Origin of the sequence: Segatella copri, from assembly GCF_009494835.1 — a bacterium.
Classification (GTDB): domain Bacteria; phylum Bacteroidota; class Bacteroidia; order Bacteroidales; family Bacteroidaceae; genus Prevotella; species Prevotella copri_F.
This window is the reverse complement of record NZ_VZBE01000043.1, coordinates 81,297-103,106: the sequence shown is the minus strand read 5'-3', so window position 1 is coordinate 103,106 and position 21,810 is coordinate 81,297. Positions and strand designations below refer to the sequence as shown.

15 protein-coding genes are annotated in these 21,810 nt (G+C 43.8%); 11 read left to right on the top strand and 4 right to left on the bottom strand.

The genetic code is table 11. The features are described from left to right. Window positions 1-11 precede the first annotated feature (11 nt). From F7D47_RS06785 to F7D47_RS06755, 7 genes are all read left to right on the top strand, one after another. On the top strand, window positions 12-1,739 hold the full coding sequence (locus F7D47_RS06785; RefSeq protein WP_117693198.1) for a RagB/SusD family nutrient uptake outer membrane protein: 1,728 nt from the start codon (window positions 12-14) through the stop codon (window positions 1,737-1,739). A 23-nt stretch (window positions 1,740-1,762) separates the two neighbouring features. Further along, window positions 1,763-2,938, top strand: coding sequence for a SusF/SusE family outer membrane protein (locus tag F7D47_RS06780; protein ID WP_153073618.1), 1,176 nt, complete (start codon window positions 1,763-1,765; stop codon window positions 2,936-2,938). Window positions 2,939-2,959: 21 nt separating this feature from the next. Then, complete coding sequence (locus tag F7D47_RS06775) at window positions 2,960-4,384, top strand: alpha-galactosidase (protein WP_118416722.1); 1,425 nt, start codon at window positions 2,960-2,962, stop codon at window positions 4,382-4,384. A gap of 115 nt (window positions 4,385-4,499) precedes the next feature. Then, window positions 4,500-6,578 (top strand): glycoside hydrolase family 97 protein, encoded by a 2,079-nt coding sequence (locus tag F7D47_RS06770; protein WP_228112675.1) that lies wholly within the window; start codon window positions 4,500-4,502, stop codon window positions 6,576-6,578. Between the two features lie 92 nt (window positions 6,579-6,670). After that, on the top strand, window positions 6,671-8,971 hold the full coding sequence (locus F7D47_RS06765) for a glycoside hydrolase family 66 protein (RefSeq protein ID WP_153073619.1): 2,301 nt from the start codon (window positions 6,671-6,673) through the stop codon (window positions 8,969-8,971). Window positions 8,972-9,026: 55 nt separating this feature from the next. After that, window positions 9,027-10,592 carry a SusF/SusE family outer membrane protein gene (locus tag F7D47_RS06760; protein WP_153073620.1) on the top strand — a complete coding sequence of 522 codons (1,566 nt, stop codon included), beginning with the start codon at window positions 9,027-9,029 and terminating at the stop codon, window positions 10,590-10,592. A 953-nt stretch (window positions 10,593-11,545) separates the two neighbouring features. After that, window positions 11,546-13,261, top strand: a complete 1,716-nt coding sequence (locus F7D47_RS06755) for a Na/Pi cotransporter family protein (protein ID WP_040553370.1) — start codon at window positions 11,546-11,548, stop codon at window positions 13,259-13,261. Window positions 13,262-13,368: 107 nt separating this feature from the next. On the opposite strand, the gene F7D47_RS06750 is transcribed toward F7D47_RS06755, so the two are convergent. Then, window positions 13,369-14,067, bottom strand: a complete 699-nt coding sequence (locus tag F7D47_RS06750; RefSeq protein WP_006848157.1) for an SIR2 family NAD-dependent protein deacylase — start codon at window positions 14,065-14,067, stop codon at window positions 13,369-13,371. A gap of 174 nt (window positions 14,068-14,241) precedes the next feature. On the opposite strand from F7D47_RS06750, the gene F7D47_RS06745 reads away from it, so the two are divergent. The 4 genes from F7D47_RS06745 (at window position 14,242) to F7D47_RS06730 (ending at window position 19,392) form a co-directional block, all read left to right on the top strand. Next, window positions 14,242-14,844, top strand: a complete 603-nt coding sequence (locus F7D47_RS06745; protein WP_006848156.1) for an FKBP-type peptidyl-prolyl cis-trans isomerase — start codon at window positions 14,242-14,244, stop codon at window positions 14,842-14,844. Between the two features lie 84 nt (window positions 14,845-14,928). After that, entirely contained in the window at window positions 14,929-15,804 is an 876-nt protein-coding gene (locus F7D47_RS06740) for an FKBP-type peptidyl-prolyl cis-trans isomerase (protein ID WP_006848155.1), read from the top strand. A 36-nt stretch (window positions 15,805-15,840) separates the two neighbouring features. Then, a complete protein-coding gene (locus tag F7D47_RS06735) occupies window positions 15,841-16,815 on the top strand; it encodes an FKBP-type peptidyl-prolyl cis-trans isomerase (protein WP_153082808.1) in 975 nt (324 codons plus the stop codon). A 198-nt stretch (window positions 16,816-17,013) separates the two neighbouring features. After that, a complete protein-coding gene (locus F7D47_RS06730) occupies window positions 17,014-19,392 on the top strand; it encodes a glycoside hydrolase family 3 C-terminal domain-containing protein (protein ID WP_153085100.1) in 2,379 nt (792 codons plus the stop codon). A 493-nt stretch (window positions 19,393-19,885) separates the two neighbouring features. On the opposite strand, the gene F7D47_RS06725 is transcribed toward F7D47_RS06730, so the two are convergent. From F7D47_RS06725 to F7D47_RS06715, 3 genes are all read right to left on the bottom strand, one after another. Next, window positions 19,886-20,569 (bottom strand): hypothetical protein, encoded by a 684-nt coding sequence (locus F7D47_RS06725; protein ID WP_118416717.1) that lies wholly within the window; start codon window positions 20,567-20,569, stop codon window positions 19,886-19,888. A 94-nt stretch (window positions 20,570-20,663) separates the two neighbouring features. After that, window positions 20,664-21,227: a hypothetical protein gene (locus F7D47_RS06720; RefSeq protein ID WP_022120178.1), complete on the bottom strand. Its 564-nt coding sequence runs from the start codon at window positions 21,225-21,227 to the stop codon at window positions 20,664-20,666. 31 nt (window positions 21,228-21,258) lie between these two features. Beyond that, window positions 21,259-21,771, bottom strand: coding sequence for a hypothetical protein (locus F7D47_RS06715; RefSeq protein WP_022120177.1), 513 nt, complete (start codon window positions 21,769-21,771; stop codon window positions 21,259-21,261). Window positions 21,772-21,810 lie beyond the last annotated feature (39 nt).

The window sequence follows — 21,810 nt, the reverse complement described above, 5'->3', positions numbered from 1 at the left end:
ATATAGAAACAATGAAAATATTCAATTATATTGTATCTGCTGCTTTTGGTACACTTGCCATGACAAGTTGTACTGATTTGAGCGAGAAGCTCTACGATCAGGTGGCATCAGAGAACTATTATAATACCAAGAACGATGTGGTCAGAGCCACATTCCGTCCTTTTGAGCATGCTTACTGGAGCATAGAGAGTCGTCATGTGCTCAACGAGCTTACTGCCGACCAACTGATTACTCCTACCCGTGATGGTTGGTGGGATGATGGTGGAAAATGGCGTAGATACCACTATCATGAGTATAATGTAGAGGACGGAGGTGATTGCCAGACCGAATGGAATGGCTGCTTCCAGGGTATCATGCAGAGTTGTAAGGTCATAGAGGACTTAGGTACGCTTTCTTTTGAAAAGTTCGGTTTCTCACAGTCTGAGTTCAACAACCTTACAGCCCAGTGCCGCGTGTTGCGAGCATGGTTCTACCTTCGTTTGCTTGATGGTTTCCGCAATGTGCCATTGGTGACCACAACCACTGGCGCTTCCATGAAGCAAGTGGAGCCTAAGGTAATCTACGATTTCATAGAGAGCGAGTTGAAGGAGTGCTTGCCACTTCTTGTTGAGAAGACAGAGCTTGGAACAAACTCTACCCTTCAAGGTCAGTGGACCAAGGCAGGTGCAGCCGCCTTGTTGGTTCGTCTTTATCTTAATGCCCAAGTATATATCGGCGAGGATCATTATACAGAGTGTGCCCAAGTGGCTCAAGACATCTTGGATGGCAAGTATGGCAAGTATCAAGTAGCAGACCGTTGGGATGCCGCCTTTGACTGGGACAATGATGCTTGTGATGAGGTAATCTTCGGTTTCCCAGGTGCCCCAGGCTATAGCCATTGGCAGTATGATGGCGATACCTATATGTGGACAGTACCTGCACGTGCCAACTATTATCTCAATGATACCAAGAACAAGGCAGGTGGTCATAACACGAAGTATGCAGCTTCTCCAAGCTATGCGCCTAACGGTACGATGTATAAGTACGACTTGGGTATGCCTATCCAGAAATTCAAGAAATATCCAGACGATGAGCGTCTGAAGCTCTATCGCAACTTGGGTAACAGCAAGCGTGAGGGTATGTTCTTGTATGGCTACTTGGAGTATAAGGATGAGAATGGAGCTACCAAGCGTGTAAAGGCACCAGAGGTAGATTATGAGTTGTATATCCGTGATGCTGTGGGCAAGTTCCAGAGCACTCCTCCTACCAAGTGGCTATCTGCAACCTCTTCTACCTTGCGTGATGGTGACCATAACTCAGGTTGGCATTTCGTAAAATATCCTCTTTATAGCGATGATGATGAGCATCAGTTGGAGAGCGATTATACAGAGATTCGTTTGCCAGAGATTATCTACTCGCTCGCAGAGTGCAAACTTCGTCAAGGCAAGCCAGAGGAGGCAGGTAAGTTGCTCAACAGCGTGCGCAAGCGTAATTATCCTGCTGCTGATTATGAGGAGTATCTCTATGCGCCTGAGGGTAATGCCAAGCTTGACCTGGACGAGATGCTCGATGAGTGGGGACGTGAGTTCTTCGCAGAGAGCCGTCGCCGTATCGACCTCATCCGCTATGGCAAGTTCTCTTCTGGTACCTGGTGGGACAAGACTCCAGATGCCGACAAACATACAGAGATTTGGCCTATCATGCGTGATGTCTTGAATGCAAACCATGAGTTGGTTCAGAATCCTGGTTATAATAAGTAAACCATTTTTAATAAGATACAATTATGAAACGAAATATTCAATTGAAGCAATTCAGCCTCAGCTTGTTTATTTTCTCTCTCCTGATGACCTTGTTTACTGGTTGTGATGGCGAGAAAGACTTGAAGATCATTGATGGTAATCTGCCAATTAAGACTTCTACGTTGTTCATGGTGGGTGATGCAACCCCAAATGGATGGAGTATAGACGATCCAACTCCTTTTACCCAAAAGGCAGATGACCCTATGCTCTTTACTTGGGAGGGTACTCTCAATGCTGGAGAAATGAAACTTTGTCTTGTAGCTGGTAGTTATGACAATCCGTTTATCCGTCCAGTCAATGACCAAGAGATAATCTCTAAGTCAAATGTTAGTGGACAGACTTTTGCGATGTGGGCAGGCGCCCCTGATAACAAGTGGAGAGTTACAGATGCTGGTAAATATCGTCTTACGTTTGATATGCGCAATTGGACCATGTCTACCGAATACCTCGGTGAGAAAGAAGAGCCAGCTGTAGAGCCTATATCTTTAGAACACCTGTATATTATCGGAACCGCTACTCCTGGTGGCTGGGACTGGGGACAGGCAACTGAACTTACGAAGAGTTCTGACTACATCTTTGTATACGAAGGAGAATTAAAGACAGGTGAAGTGAAATTTAGTGGCGAAAAAGATTGGGGTGCTTCCTTCATCCACTGCCCTTCAGATGGTGTCAAGATTAACAAGAATGGTGTAGAGGACGAGAAGTTCGAATATTACGCTGGTGGTAACGACAACAAGTGGAGAGTAGAGGTACAGGGCAAGTATCGCTTAACCTTGGATCTTAAGCACTGGACCATCAAGTCAGAGTTCTTGGGTGAGCTTCAGAAAGAAACACATATCTATATGATAGGTGATGCTACCGCAGGTGGTTGGGCTTGGGACAACGCGCAAGAGTTTACCCAGGATGCATCTAACAAGGATGTATTTACATGGGAAGGTCAACTCACGGAGGGTACATTTAAGATGAGTGAGGAGAAAGATTTCAACGCTCCTTTCTATCGTCCTTCTTCTGCCAATGTTACAGTAGATGCTAGTGGAGTTTCGGCTTCAGATATGGTCTTCACGGCAAGTCCTGACGACCAGTGGAAAGTAACAGAGGCAGGTACTTATCAAATCACCATTGACATCAACAACAAAACGATAAAGGTGGTAAAGAAATAATCAATTAAAGCGATTAGAACAATGAAAAAATCAATATTATTTTCCTTGGCGATAGTTGCCGTTTCTCTGTTTGGCTCTTGTGCCAATGATGTGGAAATGAACTATCCTTCTACTCACAAGCTATCCAACCTTCCTGTAGTGGAAGGTGTCCACGATGGTGTGAAGGCTCCTCTCTATTGGAGTGTATATGAGTATTGCATGTTGCAAAACGCTAAAGGTGTAAGCAACAACGATATGGATCTTACCTCCGACCAATGGGATGAACTTATCGACTATGTGGCCACCCAACTCAAGCCATCAGGCTATGACATGATTTGTACGGATGGTTTCATCCCAATGCTTTCCGAGGATGAGAGCGGTTATATGACCCATTATGGTTCTCAGGCTCTTAAGGACATTGCAGCCAAGTGTAAGGCGAAGGGCTTGAAACTGGGTGTCTATGACAATCCTCTCTGGATTCATGGTCCAAGAGAAACCAAGATAGAGGGCACGGAATATACCTTCAACGACCTCTTCTATAATGGCGAGAATAAGGACAAGTTGTCTCATCCTACTGCCAAGGACATGGATTTCTCTTGGGCTGTAGCCGAGAATCCCGGTTGCAAGGAGTATATCGATGGCTTCTTCAAGCATTACAAGGAGATGGGTGTAGAGTTCATCCGAATGGACTTCCTCTCTTGGTATGAGGATGGACAGGATCGCAACGTCGGTGTCACTGGTCGTGGCTATGGTCGCGAGAGCTATGCGCTCGCCATGCGATACATCGCCGAGTCTGCCAAGAAATATGGTATCTTCACCTCACTTGTGATGCCTCACTTGTATGCCGACGCACAGGTAGAGAGCCTTTATGGTAACATGATTCGTATCGTGGCAGATACAGGTACTGGTGGCTGGTGGCACTGCTCTGCCCAGGACAAGGGTAAGTCTTATCGCACATGGCCTAACTGCATGAATATGTTTGATGGATTTACCTATTGGTCGCATATCAGCGGTCGCAACAAGGTGATTCTCGATGGTGACTTCATTCGCCTCAATACATTCGATACGGATGCAGAGAAGCAGACGGTAGTTTCCTTGCAGTTGATGGCTGGTGGCCCAGTCGCAGCCTCCGACCTGCCATCTACGATTGGCAATGACATGAAGTATTATACCAACGATGAGTTGCTCGCCCTCAACAAGGATGGTTTCGTGGGCAAGCCTCTCAGCGACAAGCTCAACGACAAGAACAATGAGATATGGTATGGACAGATGACCAATGGCGACTATGTGCTTGGTATCTTCAATCGCAATGACAACTCCGACCAAGTGACAGTTGATTTCAGTACGCTTGGCATACAAGGCACCAAACAAATCCGTGACCTTTGGGAGCATGAGGACGAAGGCAGTGGCTCTTCTATCACAGCTACTATTCCTGCTCATGGTTGTAAGATCGTAAGACTCAAGTAAAGTATATAATTTACCTAATTTTGTATCACAATAAATGAAAAGTAAACTGAATAAACTATGTGTAACGTCCCTCTCTCGTCTAGAGGGGCTGTTACCTCACCTTTTGTTAGGTTGCATGATGCTCCTTACTGCAAGTGCATCTGCCCAGAAGGTATCGTCTCCAGATGGTAACCTGAGTGTGGAGTTCTCGCTTACAGGCGATGGCGTTCCAACTTATCAAGTGTCATTCAAGGGAAAACAAGTCATCAAACCCAGTACATTGGGCATTGAGTTGGCTGAGGAGAACTCCTTGATGGATAAATTCCGCATCAACAAGACTTCTACATCTACCTTCGATGAGACATGGCAACCAGTATGGGGTGAGGAGAAAGAGATACGTAACCATTACAACGAACTTTTCGTTGAGATGGAGAAGCCTTCCAATGGTAGGTTTATGAATCTTCGTTTCCGTGTCTATAACGATGGTGTAGGTTTCCGCTATGAGTTTCCTCAGCAGCAGTTCCTTCCTTATTTCGTGGTCAAGGCAGAGCATACGCAGTTTGCGATGACTGGTGACCATAAGGCATGGTGGATTCCTGGTGATTATGATACTCAGGAATATGACTATACAGAATCAAAGCTTTCTGAAATCAGAGGTTTGTTGCAAGGAGCAGTGAGCAGCAATGCTTCGCAGACCATCTTCTCACCTACAGGTGTGCAGACCTCATTGCAGATGAAGACAGCTGATGGCATTTATCTCAATATCCATGAGGCTGCTTTGGTGGATTACTCTTGCATGCATTTGAATCTCGATGACAAGAACCTCGTGTTCACCTCTCAGCTTACCCCTGATGCACAAGGCAACATGGCTCACATGCAGACCCCATGCCATACTCCATGGCGTACCATCATGGTAGTGGATGATGCACGCAAGGTGCTTGCCTCTCGCCTTATTCTCAATCTGAATGAGCCTTGCAAATATTCAGATACTTCATGGATCAAGCCTGTTAAGTACATTGGTGTTTGGTGGGAGATGATTGGTGGTGGCAAACAGTGGTCTTATACTAACGACCTACCATCTGTCAAATTGGGAGAAACCGACTATACCAAGGTAAAACCTCATGGTCAGCATCCTGCCAATACAGAGAATGTGAAGAAGTATATCGACTTTGCAGCCAAGAACGGATTCTCGCAGGTGCTTGTAGAGGGCTGGAACATTGGTTGGGAAGACTGGTTTGGCCACAGCAAGGACTATGTCTTCGATTTCCAGACTCCTTATCCTGATTTCGACATTAAGTATCTCAATGACTATGCTCACTCCAAGGGTGTGCGCTTGATGATGCACCATGAGACGTCAGCTTCTGTGCGTAATTATGAGCGTCATTTGGAGGCTGCCTATAACTTGATGAATAAGTATGGTTACAATTCGGTGAAGAGCGGATATGTAGGTAACATCATTCCTCGTGGCGAGCATCACTATGGTCAGTGGCTCAACAATCACTATCTTTATTGCGTAACCGAGGCTGCCAAGCACCATATCATGGTCAATGCTCATGAGGCTACTCGCCCAACAGGTCTTTGTCGTACCTATCCTAACTTGATAGGCAATGAATCGGCTCGTGGTACAGAGTATGAGTCTTTCGCAGGCAACAAGGCTTTCCATACCACTGTATTGCCTTTCACTCGTTTGCAAGGTGGTCCTATGGATTATACCCCTGGTATCTTGGAGGGCGATATGAACAGGATTGATCCAAGTAAGCATCATCATATCAACTCTACCTTGGCTCGTCAGTTGGCATTGTATGTTACGATGTACAGTCCATTGCAGATGGCAGCTGATATCCCAGAGAACTATGAGAAGTATGCAGATGCCTTCCAGTTTATCAAGGATGTAGCTATCGACTGGGATGAGAGTCGTTATCTTGAGGCTGAGCCTGGTCAGTATATTACCATTGCCCGCAAGGCTAAGGGCGAAGACAAGTGGTTTGTTGGTTGTACAGTGGGTGAGACTCCTCATCAGTCTACCCTGAAACTTGATTTCCTTACACCGGGCAAGAAGTATGTTGCTACAATCTATGCCGATGGCAAGAATGCAAGCTACAAAGCCAATCAGCAGTCATACGTCATCACTAAGCGTGTGGTAACCAATAAATCTACCCTTAAACTGAATGCTGGTGCAGGTGGTGGTTATGCCATCAGTCTCATGCAAAAGTAAAAAGATAGATATATTTTTCTCCCCATACCTATACCTTATTATATATAGGGGTATGGGGAGTTTATGTTCATCATCCTTATAAAATCGTTTTTATGAGAAAACCTTTACTCCTCTTCTTGCCTAAACGTATGATGGTGTTGGCATTGCCCCTCATGCTTTCCCTTTGTAGTTATGCTGCCACAGTTACTTCGCAGTTGTCTGTCAATATGAAAACCGACAAGGCTTGCTATGTACCAGGACAAACTGTTACATTTGTGGCAGAAGGGAATATTCCTTCTTCGGCCAAGGTGCGTTATCGTTATGGTTCCCATGTGCTTCTTGTCCAAGACTTCTCAGAGGTGGCTAAGAGTAAGCAGTGGACTTGGTTGCCACCATCTGCCGATTATCAAGGTTATTTGGTGGAATTGTATACAGAGGGCAGTGGTGTGGAAAATATTCTTGGTACGATAGCCGTAGATGTTTCCAGCAATTGGAAACGTTTTCCACGTTACGGCTTTGTCGCTGACTTTGATAATTACAGCAGTACAGTCGATAAGAACGCCAACATCAAGAGCGAGATGGCATATCTCAATCGATTGCATATCAATGGTGTGCAATTCCAAGACTGGCAGTGGATGCACCATCGACCTGTAAAATTGAATGGTGATGGTTCGCTCACCCAATGGTATACCGATATTAGCAATCGATGGGTAGGCGTGGAATATGTCAAGAACTATATTGCCACACAACATGCTTACGGCATGAAATCCATCTTCTATAACCTTTGCTTTGGCGCATGGAAGGATGCTGCAAACGATGGTGTGAAGTCTCAGTGGGCTTTGATGAAGAAGGATGGTAATGGCAATTATTATCAAGACTATCATGGACTCCCTTCTTCTTGGGCAAGCAATATCTATCTGCAAGTACCGGGCAATGGCGATTGGCAGCAATATATGGTGGAACGAAACAAGGAAGTGTATGGTAATTTTGATTTCGATGGTTTTCAGATAGACCAGTTGGGGTATCGTGGTACTGTGTATGACGCCAATCATCAAAAGGTAGATTTGCCTTCGGGTTATGGCTCATTCATTGATGCCATGAAGCAGGCTCATCCCGAGAAGTCCTTGATTATGAATGCAGTGTCGGGTTATGGAACAGAGCAAATCGTGAATAGAGATGTGGATTTCTGCTATAATGAGGTATGGGGAAATGGCAATGGATATGGTGGTGCGCCAGAAGACCAGTTTGCCAATCTCTATGACATCATCGCCACTAACGATCGCTTGAGCGACCATCAGCATCCCACGGTCTTTGCAGCCTATATCAATTACGACAAGGCTGACAATGGCGGCTCGGGCGACCACATGGTCAATACGCCTGGTGCCTTGCTTACCGATGCGGTGATGTTTGCCTTGGGAGGCTCTCACTTGGAGATGGGCGACCACATGCTCACTCGTGAGTATTTCCCAGCGGCTCCTTTGGCGATGAGCGACGAACTGAAGACTGCGCTCGTAAGGTATTACGATTTCCTGACAGCTTATCAGAATTGGTTGCGTGGCGTGTCTTCCAAGGCTGCTTATTCGGCTCATGTGAGTGTGAATGGCAATACGGTGAAGGCATGGCCTCCACAAGCAAACTCCATCGTGACGTTCGCCAAGACCGTGGGCAACAGTGATGTCGTTCATTTCCTCAACTTCTCCAACACCTCCGACCTTTCTTGGCGAGACCTCAATGGTACTCGCCAGAAACCAACCCGGAAGGACAACTTGGCTGTAACCATCCAAACCAACCGTAAGGTGTCTAAGCTATGGGTAGCCAGTCCAGACAGTCATGCTGGTGCGGTGCAAGAACTTTCGTTCGAGCAAATAGGCAATCAACTTACCTTTACGCTTCCTTCCCTGGAATATTGGACGATGGTGGTCATGGAAGGCGAGAGCCAGGTTTATCTGACGGGTGAGGCTGTGAAGAAAGATGGGTATGGAGCCTACGACCTATCGCAAGCCATACCTTTGAATAAGGCGAGTGGGAGCAACGTCTATAAAACCACGGTATATCTGAAAGGAAACGAGTTGTTCAAGTTTACTGATGGTCGTGATTGGGGATATTGCAAGAGCTATTGCTCGGAGTATGAGAATTATCAATTCAACTCCTATATTCAGTTGGCTCACCTCTCCACTTTTGGCAACGATTACAAGTTTTGTGTGCCAGAGTCGGGATATTACGACATTACCATCAACCTGGATAGCATGCGAATTGTGGTAAAAAAAGCCGATCCCATGGCAATAGAAGGCGTAACGGCGGATGTCGCTGCCAACAAAGACCATGCTCCTTGGTATTCTTTGGCAGGTGATCGCGCTCCCAATCCTCATAAGGGTATTTATGTGAAAAAAGGCAGGAAGGTTATTTTCAAGTAACAGGATCCGATCAGAACGGAAATAGAATATTAATTAATAATTAACAACTTAGATTATGAAGACAATTATTACTAGATTTTTGATGTGCTGCATTTTGTTTGCAGTTAGTTTTGTGACCTCTTTCGCAGCAGATAAGCTGATTCTCATAGGAGATGCGGCACCTGATGGTTGGGCATTGAACAATAGTGTGGCGATGCTGAATCAAGGCAATGATGTATGGAAAGTTACCGTACAGTTGAAAGCCGATGAAGGCTTCAAGTTTTTGACAGATACAGACTTTGGTTCATTCCAGTATCGTGCTGGTGACAGCGATGTAATGCTTTCAGACGGTGTGGCAGCCACGCTTTATGATTCAGGCGAGAATGCCAATGACAACAAGTTCAAGGTATCAGAGGCAGCCAACTATGACGTAGTTTGTGACCTTACCAACAAGACTGTGACTGTAACTAAGTCTGCTTATCAGGAGCACGCATTGCGCTATGCTGCCTTATGGATGGTAGGTGGTGCTACTCCTGGGGGCTGGTCTATCGGTGATGGTGTGCAGTTGAACCAGCATGAAGATAATCCTTTGGTATATTCAGCTACCACATGGTTGACAACAGGTGAGTTTAAGTTGGCTACTAATAAATATGCTGATTTCGGACAGTCTATGTTCCAAAGAGATGCTGCTGATGCTACCAAGATGGTATTGGGTGGCGATGACAACAAGTGGAACATCACCGAGCCAGCCACCTATGATGTAGAGGTGAATGTCGCTGACATGACAATCTCTCTCAAGAAACACTATGATGGCTTTAAGGCAGATTGCATGTTGATACTGGGTGATGCTGTGAAGAGCGGCTGGGATATGAGCAACAGTGTGGCAATGTTGGAAGGTGAGCCAGGCGTATGGACAGCTACCGTTTACTTGGCTGCCGACCAAGGCTTCAAGTTCTATGCCGAGAACGATATCTTCAATGGCTTCCAGTATCGTGCCGCAGGTGAAGAGAATGTAACATTGGCAGAAGGTGCGGCTACATCTTTGGTTTCTTCAGAGGTGAATCGCAATGACAGCAAGTTCCAGGTGGCTGAGGCTGGCAACTATGTCATTACTTGCGACCTCAATGCAGGAACAATCACAGTGAAGAAGGCTGACTATCAGGACAACGAAATCGTATATGCAGCTTTGTGGTTGGTTGGTGATGCCACTGAGAATGGCTGGGATTTAGGGCAGCCTGTCGTATTGGCTCAGGATGCTTCCAACCCAATGGTTTATACTGCCACTGCTGACTTGAAGGAAGGTGAGTTGCAGGTAGTAGTCAACAAGTTTACTAACTATAATTCTGATGTCTATGTAAGCGATGCAACAGATGCCACCAAGGCTATTCGTGTAAATAAAGATAGTGAGAAGAATAACTGGAAGATTACCGAGGCTGGCAAGTATGATGTGAAGTTGAATGTGCTTGACAACACCATGTCGATTATCAAGAATATTCCTTCTGCTATCTCTTCTGTCAACGCCAATGGGGAGCAAGCTCCTGTAGAATATTACACATTGGAAGGTATGCGTGTGAACCAACCTGTAAAGGGTATCTACATCATGCGCCAAGGTAATAAGGTCGTAAAAGTAAGTAATAAGTAGTTAGCATAATTTGCTTGGTTTTAGGTTAAGGTATGCCATGTCGGATGGCATACCTTTTCCGTATCTATAACTCATACTTGGGGGCAAATATTCTTATGTATGATAAGATGGATGAGTCTGAATATTCTTATTCCTTCGTTACAACTGTTTTCTAGGGTGTCCAGTTCTGTGTTCCAGTTTTTAGTATCAAAAACAATGTAATAACCATCTAAGTCATTGATAATCATTCACTAAATAAACTATAATCTTGTGCGAATCTACATCAGACTTTTTGACAGTTAAATTTGTCTTATATTTTGTGCTTAATTTACTGATTTACAGTGTGCTAAGTTGCTAAAACATAATCAAAAACGAGAACATGGAACTGGACACCCTAACTGTTTTCTATAATGGTATGATGACGAATAAGGGTATCTATCAAATGCCGATTATGAATGGTGAGACGACGGGATAATATGGATTGCCAGTGGCAACTTGTGGCGCAAGCCGATATGCCTTGTCTGATAAAAGTTCGTTTGGTGGCTCTTTTGGGATAGTACAAATCACAATCTGACAACATACGATTGGAATTTTACAACGGCTCCATTATTGAAGGATGATTTTTCGGGTGAGGACTTGACTCAAAACTTGACTGATTATGATTGCTTGAGCTGTGGATACAACAAGTTGCCTAGTGGAGCTATTAATGCCAATGACTAATCATATTCTCGGTCAGTGGAACGTGATCAAATAAAATCTCTCTCTTCACGTACGTGCGCTCCATCCCTATGGCGTACGTCCGTTTTTATTCTCTGCGATGCTCCGAGAAATCGCAATATGTCTTCTTCTCTTGTCCTACATGTTACAATGCTGTTACAACTCGCAATATCTTTCCCAAATATTTCGGAATAAGCAGAAATCTTATTATATTTGCAACCGAAACGTAACAAACATTTCCACAAATACAAATGAATATGGATACAAGTCAATATCTTGTGATTTTTTTTCAGATTCTCGGTTCTTTAGCTTTGCTCATCTATGGTATGAAGGTGATGAGTGAGGCCTTGCAGAAGATGGCAGGATCTCAGTTGCGCCACATTTTGGGCGCTATGACAACCAACCGATTTACGGGAATGCTTACAGGTACCTTTATTACCTGTGCCGTTCAGAGTTCCTCTGCAACTACCGTTATGACGGTTTCTTTTGTAAATGCAGGTTTGCTGACTTTAGCCCAAGCTATTTCCGTTATTATGGGTGCCAACATTGGTACCACGTTTACGGCATGGATTATGTCGCTGGGTTATAATGTAGATTTAACGATTGTCGTATTCCCTGCGTTCTTCCTCGGCATTATGCTGATTTATAGTAAGAAGCGCCGTTATTTCGGAGATTTCCTTTTTGGTATCGCCTTCCTCTTCTTCTCGCTCGTTCTGTTGAGTAGTGCGGGTAAGGCTCTTGATCTGGAACATAATCCGGCGGTTATCGATTTCTTTGGTTCTTTTGATACGAAGAGTCATTTCACGATTGTAGTCTTCCTCCTGATCGGTACGCTTATAACCTGTATCGTACAGAGTTCGGCAGCTGTGATGGCCATCACCATCTTACTCTGTTCTACGGGTGTACTTCCTATCTATCTGGGCATAGCCTTGGTAATGGGTGAGAATATCGGAACTACCGCTACAGCCAATCTTGCCGCTTTGGGTGCCAATGCCCAGGCTCGACGTGCAGCCTTGGCCCATCTGGTATTCAATGTCTTTGGTGTAATCTGGGTTCTCTGCCTGTTCTATCCATTTGTAGATTTCGTTTGCTCTATCGTGGGGTATGATCCTGATGGTGGTATGTCTGCGGCACAGAAGGCAAAGTTGTTGCCAATTGTCCTGGCGATGTTCCATACCTGTTTCAATGTTTGTAACACGGGCGTTCTGATTTGGTTTATCCCACAGTTGGAAAAAGTTGTCTGCAAACTTATCAAGCCTAAGGCAGATAAGGAGGATGAAGATTTCCGTTTGCGCTTTATCCAGGCTGGCATCATGAAGACACCAGAACTTTCAGTCTTCGAGGCACAGCAGGAAATCGGAAGTTTCGGCGAGCGTATCCACCGTATGTTTAGTATGGTGAGAGAGTTGCTGGATACTCAGGATTCCAAGACTTTCGACAAACTCTATGAGCGTATCGAGAAGTATGAAGGTATTTCTGATAATATGGAGATAGAGATTGCTAAGTATCTTGATCAGGTGAGCGATGCTCATCTGAGTGATGATACCAAGGCGAAGATCCGTGCGATGTTGCGTGAGATTTCTGAAATCGAGAGTATTGGTGACAGTTGCTTTAATCTTGCCCGCACCATTAAGCGCAAGGGTGAAAACAAGGAGGAGTTTACTGCCAAGCAGAGTGAAAACATTCATCAGATGTTTAAGTTGGTAGATGAGGCGCTGACTCAGATGAACTATATGTTTGCTCATGAACGCCATTCTATCAGTCTCAACCATACGTACAATATCGAGACTGAGATTAATAATTATCGTACTCAGTTGAGAAACCAGAACCTGGATGATGTGGATAACCATCTTTATACCTATGGTGTAGGTACATTGTACATGGATATCATTCAGGAATGCGAAAAACTGGGTGATTATGTGGTTAATGTCGCCGAGGCTCGCATGGGAGTCAGAACATCTGAGGCTGTATAATGCAGAATGTTATTGATAGAAAGAAAATAAAAGTAATAAAAGCAAACGGGGAAGTATCAATGGATGCTTCCCCGTTTGCTTTTATTACTTTTATATTCTGAATGTTTTTATTTTTCCAATATTTCCTTCAGTTCCTTCATACCATCTGAAGCCCCTTTCATGATGTGCTCTATCTTGTAATATCCATTGGTGTTTACGGCACCCGGGTCTATCAGATAGATAGGAATATGAGGCTTGGTATATGAAATCAGACCTGCAGCAGGATAAACGTTGAGAGAAGTTCCGATAATGACGAAGATATCGGCTTGCTGTACTGCTTCGGCTGCCGGCTCAATCATAGGAACGCTTTCGCCGAAGAAAACGATAAATGGGCGCAACAGGCTTCCGTCTCCAGCTTCGGTTCCAGGTTTTACCTCGCAGTCATCCTCGGGTAATTCCTTGATGTAGCGATAGTCGTAAGGGTCGCGTGAAGAGCAAACCTTTGACAGCTCGCCATGCAGGTGGATTACGTTCTTGGAACCTGCCTTCTCATGCAGATTATCTACATTCTGGGTGATTACCGTCACATCGAAGTCTTTTTCCAGTTCCTTGATAAGTTTATGCCCCTCGTTAGGTTGCGCAGCATAGAGTTTATGGCGCAACATATTGTAGAAGTTTGTTACTAGGGTAGGGTCAGCTTCCCATCCCTCATGGGTAGCTATCTGTTCTACAGGATAGTTTTCCCATAATCCATCATTGCCACGGAAAGTTTTGAAACCACTCTCCACAGACATGCCTGCACCGGTTAAAAATACGAGTTTCTTCATCTTATCACGTTTTAATTATTCATATTTTCTTAATCTTTTTATTAAGAATGCACAAATTTAGCAATTTTTCTGCAAATAACATCGTTTTAAGCGAGAAAAATGTTATCTTTGCACTCGTTTTAAGGACAAAAAGTACATTTTAAGATTATTAATACATTATTATAAATAAAATTTATGGATAAAGTAAGTTATGCTTTGGGCATCGGCATCGGTCGCCAGTTGGCTTCAATGGGTGCAGAGAGTTTGAATATTGATGATTTTGCACAGGCTGTAAAGGATGCCATCGCAGGTAAGCTTCAGCTCGGCGAGCAGGAGGCTCAGGAGTTGGTACAGAACTTCTTTGCAGAGCAGGAGGCTAAGGCTCAGGCTGCTGCTGCCGAGAAGGGCAAGGTTGCTAAGGAAGCTGGTGAAAAGTTCCTCGCCGAGAACGGCAAGAAGGATGGTATCATCACTACTAAGAGCGGTTTGCAGTATCAGGTTTTGCGCGAGGGTAATGGCAAGGCTCCTAAGGCTACCGATCAGGTAGAGTGCCACTACGAGGGAACGCTTATCGACGGTACTAAGTTTGACAGTTCTTACGACCGTGGTCAGACTGCTACCTTCCCATTGAACCAGGTTATCGCTGGTTGGACAGAGGGTCTTCAGCTTATGACCGAGGGTGCCAAGTTCCGTTTCTTCATCCCTTATCAGTTGGGTTATGGCGAGCGTGGTGCAGGTGCATCTATCCCTCCATTCTCAGCCTTGATTTTCGATGTTGAGCTCGTTGCCGTTAAGTAATCTGTTAGCAGAGATACTTAAACAAAGTAAAGGCAATCCTGGAATATAATAGATAAAATAAAGATTTAAAATATAAATAAAGAAATGAAAAAGTTATTTTTCGGAGCCCTCGTGGCTTGTGCTGCTGCTACATTCGTAGGTTGTGGCAATTCTACTCCTAAGGCAGATCTCAAGACTGATGTAGATACTATGAGCTATGCTATGGGTATGTCTCAGACTCAGGGTCTGAAGGAGTTTATGGTAGAACGCATGGGCGTTGATACTGCTTACATGGATGATTTCATCAAGGGTCTTAACGATGGTGCCAACGCTGGTGACGACAAGAAGAAGGCTGCTTACTACGCAGGTATTCAGATTGGTCAGCAAATCTCTAACCAGATGGTTAAGGGTATCAATCACGAGGTATTCGGTGAGGATTCTACAAAGTCTATCTCTCTGAAGAACTTCATGGCTGGTTTCATCACAGGTACTACAGGCAAGAAGGGCTTGATGACTGTTGAGCAGGCTGCTCAGATAGCTCAGGCTAAGATGATGGCTATCAAGGCTAAGAACATGGAGAAGGAATATGGTCCAAACAAGGTTGCTGGTGAGAAGTTCCTCGCTGCCAACAAGAAGAAGCCAGGAGTTGTTACTCTGCCTTCAGGTGTTCAGTACAAGGTAATCAAGGAGGGTAACGGTCCTATGCCAAAGGATACTTCTATGGTTAAGGTTAACTACGAGGGTAAGACAATCGACGGCAAGGTATTCGATTCTTCTTTCAAGCGTGGTCAGGCTGTAGATCTCCGTGCTAACCAGGTTATCAAGGGTTGGACTGAGGCTTTGGTTCACATGCCAGCAGGTTCTGTTTGGGAGGTTTACATTCCTCAGCAGTTGGCTTATGGTGAGCGCGAGCAGGGTCAGATCAAGCCATTCTCTGTATTGATCTTCAAGATTGAGTTGATCTCAGTAGGTGGCAAGTAATTTTTGCGGGAACTCATTTTTATAGAGGACTTATAAATGAAGAAAATATTAATGACAGCACTCGTCCTCGTGGCGGGTGCTTCTTTGTTTACAGCTAGTGCTGCAAGCAAGAAGAAGGTTAAGAAGGCGGCTACTCTTGTCGAGTTGAAATCATCAGCCGATTCTTTGAGTTATGTAGCTGGTATGAATGCCACTCGTGGTCTGATTCCTTATATCCAGCAGAGTTTTCAGGTAGATACAGCCTATATGGAGAATTTCCTTCGTGGTTACAAGGATGCGCTTGCCATGGGAATCAATCCTAAGACCGTAGCTTATTCTGCAGGTATGGAGGTTGCCAAACTGGTAGAGAAGCGTGTATATCCTGGAACAAAAGAAGAGTTGAAGAGTACAGGCGATTCTATCAGCCACGCTATGTTCCAGAATGGTTTTATCGCAGCTTTGGCTAATGATACAACATTCTTTACCACTAAGGCTGCTGCCGATTTCCAGAAGGAAGCTTTGGCTGGTGCCGGCGAGAAGTTCCTTGCTGCTAATGCCAAGAAACCTGGTGTGAAGGTGTTGCCTAGCGGTTTGCAGTATAAGGTGATTACCGAAGGTCATGGCGAGGTGCCTAAGGCTAGCGATGAGGTAGAAGTTATCTACGAGGGTCGTCTGATTGATGGTACCGTTTTTGATGCTACATCCAAGCATGGTGGCAGCAAGACAGATAAGTTCCGTGCCAATGGTTTGATTAAGGGTTGGACCGAGGCGCTTACTTTGATGCCTGTGGGCAGTAAGTGGCAGCTTTACATTCCTTACGAGTTGGCTTACGGCGAGCGTCAGGCTGGTCAGATTCCTCCATACTCTACTTTGGTATTCGACCTTGAACTGGTTAGCATCGTAAAGCCAGAGGTTAAGGCAGAACCAGCTGGTGAGTTGAAGGAAGATGTAGCCGTAGGAGCAGAGAAGAAGGTGGCTAAGGCTTCTGTCAAGTCAAACGGCAAGAAAGCTGCTTCCAGAAAGAGAAAGTAATATATATAATAAGGTGAAAGAGGGTGTGTCATCAGTGCATGACACACCCTCTTTTGTTTCTTTTGTATTTGTGTTTGTTGCTTCTCTGTAAAAAACGGGGAAAAGGAATCTGTTCTTTTGTACTTTTGTATTATCTTTGCTGCAGTTATAAACAACTATAAACAGTTTTTTTAATCATAGTTTTTACCTATTATGGCAATGATGAAACAAATTACAACAACCGTATGTGCAACTGTGCTGATGGCTAGTTGCTGTAACATAAACAATACGGAGCAGCAAGTGAACCAACAGGTAGATGAACTCTACAGCAGAATGTCACAGCCAGAGCGTATCGCTCAGTTGAGAAGTGGGTATATGGATGAGCTTTTTGATGCGGAAGGCAATTTGGATACCGTCAAATGCAAGCAGCTCATTCCTTATGGTATTGGACATTTTTCTCAGTACGCCAGTCAGGAATTGGTTGATGCCAATTTCTTGCGAAAGCGTGTGGCTGTTGTACAGGATTGGTTGATACATCATACCCCAAATGGTATCCCTGCTCTTTTTCACGAGGAAGTTCTTTCGGGTATCAATACGCAAGATGCAACAGTCTATCCACAGCAGATAGGTCAGGCTTGCTCATTCAATCCAGAGTTGGCAGAGCTCAAGACTTTGCAGACAGGTACCGCTCTTCGCAAGATGGGTGGCGTATTGTCGCTTTCCCCTATGGTAGACGTCTGCCGTACTCCAAGTTTTAATCGTCTGGAAGAATCATACGGTGAGGATGGCTATCTTTCTGCCGTTATGGGTACTGCTTTTGTCAAGGGTCTTCAGCAGGGTGACCTCAAGAAGGGAGTGGGAGCTTGCTCTAAACACTATCTGGGATATGGTGGTGGCGGTGATGCTGATGAGAAGGAGATGATGGAAGATATCCTTTTGCCTCATGAGACGATGATTCGTCTGGCAGGTAGCAAGGCTTTGATGCCGGGTTATCATGCTGTTCATGGTACCAAGTGCGTGGCAAATAGTGAGATCCTCAACGATATTTTGCGAGATTATCTCGGATTCGATGGAATGGTGGTGAGCGATTATACTGCCATTGACCAGTTGCCGGGACTAGATACTCCTCTTCAGAAAGCTGTGGCTGCTATCAATGGTGGCAATGATGTTGATTTCCCTAGAGGCGAAAACTATCAGTATTTACAGGAAGCCTTGGATAAGGGACTTGTTAAGAAAGAAGTCTTTGAGCGTGCTGTAAAGGATGTTCTGCGTTATAAGATTCGTGCAGGACTGATGGATAAGAATCCATATCTGTATAGTACGGAGGATGTAAAGCTTGATACTAAGGAAGAACGGCAGACGGCTTACGATATTGCCAGCCAGTCTATCGTCTTGTTGGAGAATAATGGTGTTTTGCCTCTTGTGAAGGAGGCTGATGTTAACAGCGCCAAGCAGGTTAAGAATATCTTGCTCACGGGTCCTAATGCCAATTCTATCTGGGCGATGTGTGGCGACTACTCTTTCCCTTCAATGTTCTATTTCTGGCAGAGTTGGAAGAAAAAGTGGGATGATAGCCACTTGCCACATATCGTTAAATTGCTAGAGGCAATGCAGGCAAGTAAACCTGAGGGTATTAATATTAAGTATTCTCGTGGTTGTGACTGGACAGAGGAGATAGAGACCAAGTTTGAAGAGTCTGGCGATAAGCGTGCTTGGGAGTATCAGCTCCTGCATCGCAAGGTTGATTCAGGCGAGAAGGCAGACAAGGCAGAAGCTTTGGCGATGGCAAAGGAAAGCGATGTTATCGTTGCTGCTGTAGGCGAGAATGTGATGCTCTGTGGTGAGAACCGTGAGCGAGATGGTCTCAAGCTTCCTGGTAAGCAAGAGGAATATGTTGAGGAACTCTTGGCTACTGGCAAACCTGTAGTCCTGGTAGTCTTCGGCGGTCGTGCGCAGGTTATCTCCAAGATAGCCAAGCGTTGTGCAGCAGTCATCCAGGCCTGGTATCCTGGTGAAGAGGGTGGTACAGCTGTGGCTGACATTCTTTATGGCAAGATTTCACCATCTGCCAAGCTGAGTGTCAGCTATCCTAATACTGAGGTTTATGAGCCTATCTGCTATAATTATTCCACCCGTCAGGATGCCCGTGTAGAGTGGCCTTTCGGTTATGGATTGAGCTATACAACCTTTGCCTATAAGAACTTGCAGGCTGTTAAGGAACTCTCTACGGCTTCAGAGTCGAGCAATATCTACTTTGAGGTTACCAATACGGGTAAGGTTCGTGCCGATGAGATAGCGCAGGTATATCTGTCGCCAACTCAGAGCAACCAGCAGATTCATCCTATTCAGTTGCAGGGCTTTACCCGCATCTCTCTCAATCCTGGCGAAACCAAGAGAGTATGCATCAAGTTCTATACTGATCAGTTTGGTTATTATTCTCATCAAGGCAATCGTCAATGGAACATAGCTCCTGGAACGTATGAACTGAAGATTGGAGCCTCTTCTCAAGACATCCGTCTTAAGCAGCAGATAGTTTTGACGGGTGATAAAGTGGTAAAACCTTTGCGTGATCATTACTTCTCCGAGGTTATCAGATAAGCGTATAATTTTTCTACTAAAAGTAGCAAAATGCCAAGGTTTTTAACATTTCAATAGTTTTTTTGCCATTGAAAAAATGGATATACGGTCAAGTTTTTACCTATATATAAGTTTTAAGTGAGAATCCACCAAGGGAATACGTTATGTGTTTTTGGTGGATTCTTTTTCGTTTCAAAATTTGCTGATTTTCAAGGATATAACTTGTAGATAATCTGCATGATCTAACGATGCGCATCATTAGACCTTAATAAAGCGCTTTCTTAAAGTTTATACTTGCGCTTCTATTGAGAACTGGCCTTTATGATAAAAGTAATTTACAGTAAATATGAGATAAAGGAAGAGTTTAAAACTCTATCCTTTAACTATGTGCTGCTTCATAAAAAGGACACTAAATTGTACCTTGTTATTTTAAACCGTTACATAATAACAAGGATAGGTAGAGACTTTTATTTTTACCTATCCTTGATCTTGTAGCATTTACTTTCGCAAGTTTTTAATTAATAACTCCGCTTACAATTCCGTTTTCTATCATAACAATGGTGCCAGAATCATACGACCACATAATACGTTGCGAGTTTTCTGTAATGGTAAGTGGTTTACCCTTTGCTAATATAACCTCTTTTGGATTCATACCTTTCACTACTTGACCTGAAACGATAGCTTCCCAATGAGACAATTCTACTTTTGAGTCAAGAATTTCATGCATCGTTTGTTGGATAAAGTGATTGCATAAAACAGAAAACTTTTCTATATATTCTTTGTATTGGGGCTTTTTCTCTAAGTTTATTTTGTCAAAAGACATAGTCTTAAAAACCGCTAAGACACCCTTTGGGGCACATTTAACGTCTTTTATGAGAAACTCTATTTTGCCCTTATTCACAGCAATATTAAGTTGAAAAGTATAAACCTTATCAGAGTTTTCGTTTTCAGCAATATTACAACCAACACTTAGCACTAATTTTTGGGGATCACATTTTAGTGTGTTTTCAACTACGTTGCTGGATTTCTCCATAGCCCAGAGAGCTGCACTACCAAAGGTTGTTCGCTCATCAATTTTACATGGCTTGGAACCTTTGCAAATATAACTATTCCCTTCTTTTGTCAACGAGTAGTTATCTTGTGCATGGGTAATAGTAGCAGATAGTATCATCAACACTGCCAAAATCACAGTTTTCATATATTCAACTCTTAAATTATTAAACAAACAATCTGCCCAATATCCGTCATTGTAACAGATATTAGGCAGACCCTATCTAAAACTTATGCATTTGTTAGAATACAAGACCGATTGTTGCTGCAAAATTGTTCAATTTGTAATTGTATGATTCGTAATCATCTTCATACTTAACAAAATCGGTCAACCCTCCACCATAAGATAGACCTACGTAGAATTTACCCAATTCAACATTGACTCCAGCTTGCCAGCCAAGAGTAAAGAACTTCATATCATCAACGTCAGATGTGATGTTTCCATTAAATGTAAGACCTGCTAAAGGGGCAATCTTGACACTCTCTGTTACAGGCCACTTGTAAGTTACGTTCAAGGGAATTGTTGCAATCACAGCACTTAAATCATCAAAAGCGTAAGTTGCACCAAGACCAGTTTCTACAAACAGAGGAATATCTTTGGCTACAGAGATGCCCTTAGTCCAAGCTAAAGAAACACCACTGACAGATTCTGAACCTTCTGCATTTGAACTAATTGAGTTGTATGATACACCGATGCGGTTGTAACCACTACTTTTTTTGTAAGTAACTGTGTTTGATGTGATGAGCTGGGCAGAAGCACCAAGACTCATGATAGTGGCAATAGCCAATAATAATAACTTTTTCATTGTGTTATAATTTTAGAATTAATATTTATGTTTACTTATTTCGATTCTCATTGCCAACAGCTTTGTTCTGCTTATTATCAACAGATATAGCACGTATGCGGGCACCATTCTGTAAAGGGTCAATCCACTTGGAGTCATCTGTACCCAACTGACCTTCGCCATAATTATGGAATCTCACATACTTAGCAGGATAACCACGCACAGTAACATCTAAGCCTTTGGCCTTCTCATTATTGATAACATAAAAAGTTGCACCAAGAATAATATCTGCACCTGCAAGTTTTGCAGCTTTGAAAGCAGCATTGGCTTTTGCATTCTCAAGCATTGCTGTACTAATCTCAGAAAGAGAAACTCCAGGGAAGATATTAAATGACCATTCTTGACAATCTTTGTTTATCATCTGGAGCTCAGCTACCATTGGACGTACAAAGAACTCTGACATACCCTCTTGGATACGTGTTTGTGCATGCTCAAATTTAGCCTGTGCATGCATTGAGGCAATACTACCTGCTAATAATAAAAGAGTAAACGCAATCTTTTTCATATATGTTTAACATAGCCTATTGACTCCCAAGCATCGGCA

Bases quoted from the DNA above. Each gene is read 5' to 3' on its own strand.
- F7D47_RS06785 (WP_117693198.1), top strand. From the start codon at position 12: ATGAAAATATTCAATTATATTGTATCTGCTGCTTTTGGTACACTTGCC.
- F7D47_RS06780 (WP_153073618.1), top strand. From the start codon at position 1,763: ATGAAACGAAATATTCAATTGAAGCAATTCAGCCTCAGCTTGTTTATT.
- F7D47_RS06775 (WP_118416722.1), top strand. From the start codon at position 2,960: ATGAAAAAATCAATATTATTTTCCTTGGCGATAGTTGCCGTTTCTCTG.
- F7D47_RS06770 (WP_228112675.1), top strand. From the start codon at position 4,500: ATGATGCTCCTTACTGCAAGTGCATCTGCCCAGAAGGTATCGTCTCCA.
- F7D47_RS06765 (WP_153073619.1), top strand. From the start codon at position 6,671: ATGAGAAAACCTTTACTCCTCTTCTTGCCTAAACGTATGATGGTGTTG.
- F7D47_RS06760 (WP_153073620.1), top strand. From the start codon at position 9,027: ATGAAGACAATTATTACTAGATTTTTGATGTGCTGCATTTTGTTTGCA.
- F7D47_RS06755 (WP_040553370.1), top strand. From the start codon at position 11,546: ATGGATACAAGTCAATATCTTGTGATTTTTTTTCAGATTCTCGGTTCT.
- F7D47_RS06750 (WP_006848157.1), bottom strand. From the start codon at position 14,067: ATGAAGAAACTCGTATTTTTAACCGGTGCAGGCATGTCTGTGGAGAGT.
- F7D47_RS06745 (WP_006848156.1), top strand. From the start codon at position 14,242: ATGGATAAAGTAAGTTATGCTTTGGGCATCGGCATCGGTCGCCAGTTG.
- F7D47_RS06740 (WP_006848155.1), top strand. From the start codon at position 14,929: ATGAAAAAGTTATTTTTCGGAGCCCTCGTGGCTTGTGCTGCTGCTACA.
- F7D47_RS06735 (WP_153082808.1), top strand. From the start codon at position 15,841: ATGAAGAAAATATTAATGACAGCACTCGTCCTCGTGGCGGGTGCTTCT.
- F7D47_RS06730 (WP_153085100.1), top strand. From the start codon at position 17,014: ATGATGAAACAAATTACAACAACCGTATGTGCAACTGTGCTGATGGCT.
- F7D47_RS06725 (WP_118416717.1), bottom strand. From the start codon at position 20,569: ATGAAAACTGTGATTTTGGCAGTGTTGATGATACTATCTGCTACTATT.
- F7D47_RS06720 (WP_022120178.1), bottom strand. From the start codon at position 21,227: ATGAAAAAGTTATTATTATTGGCTATTGCCACTATCATGAGTCTTGGT.
- F7D47_RS06715 (WP_022120177.1), bottom strand. From the start codon at position 21,771: ATGAAAAAGATTGCGTTTACTCTTTTATTATTAGCAGGTAGTATTGCC.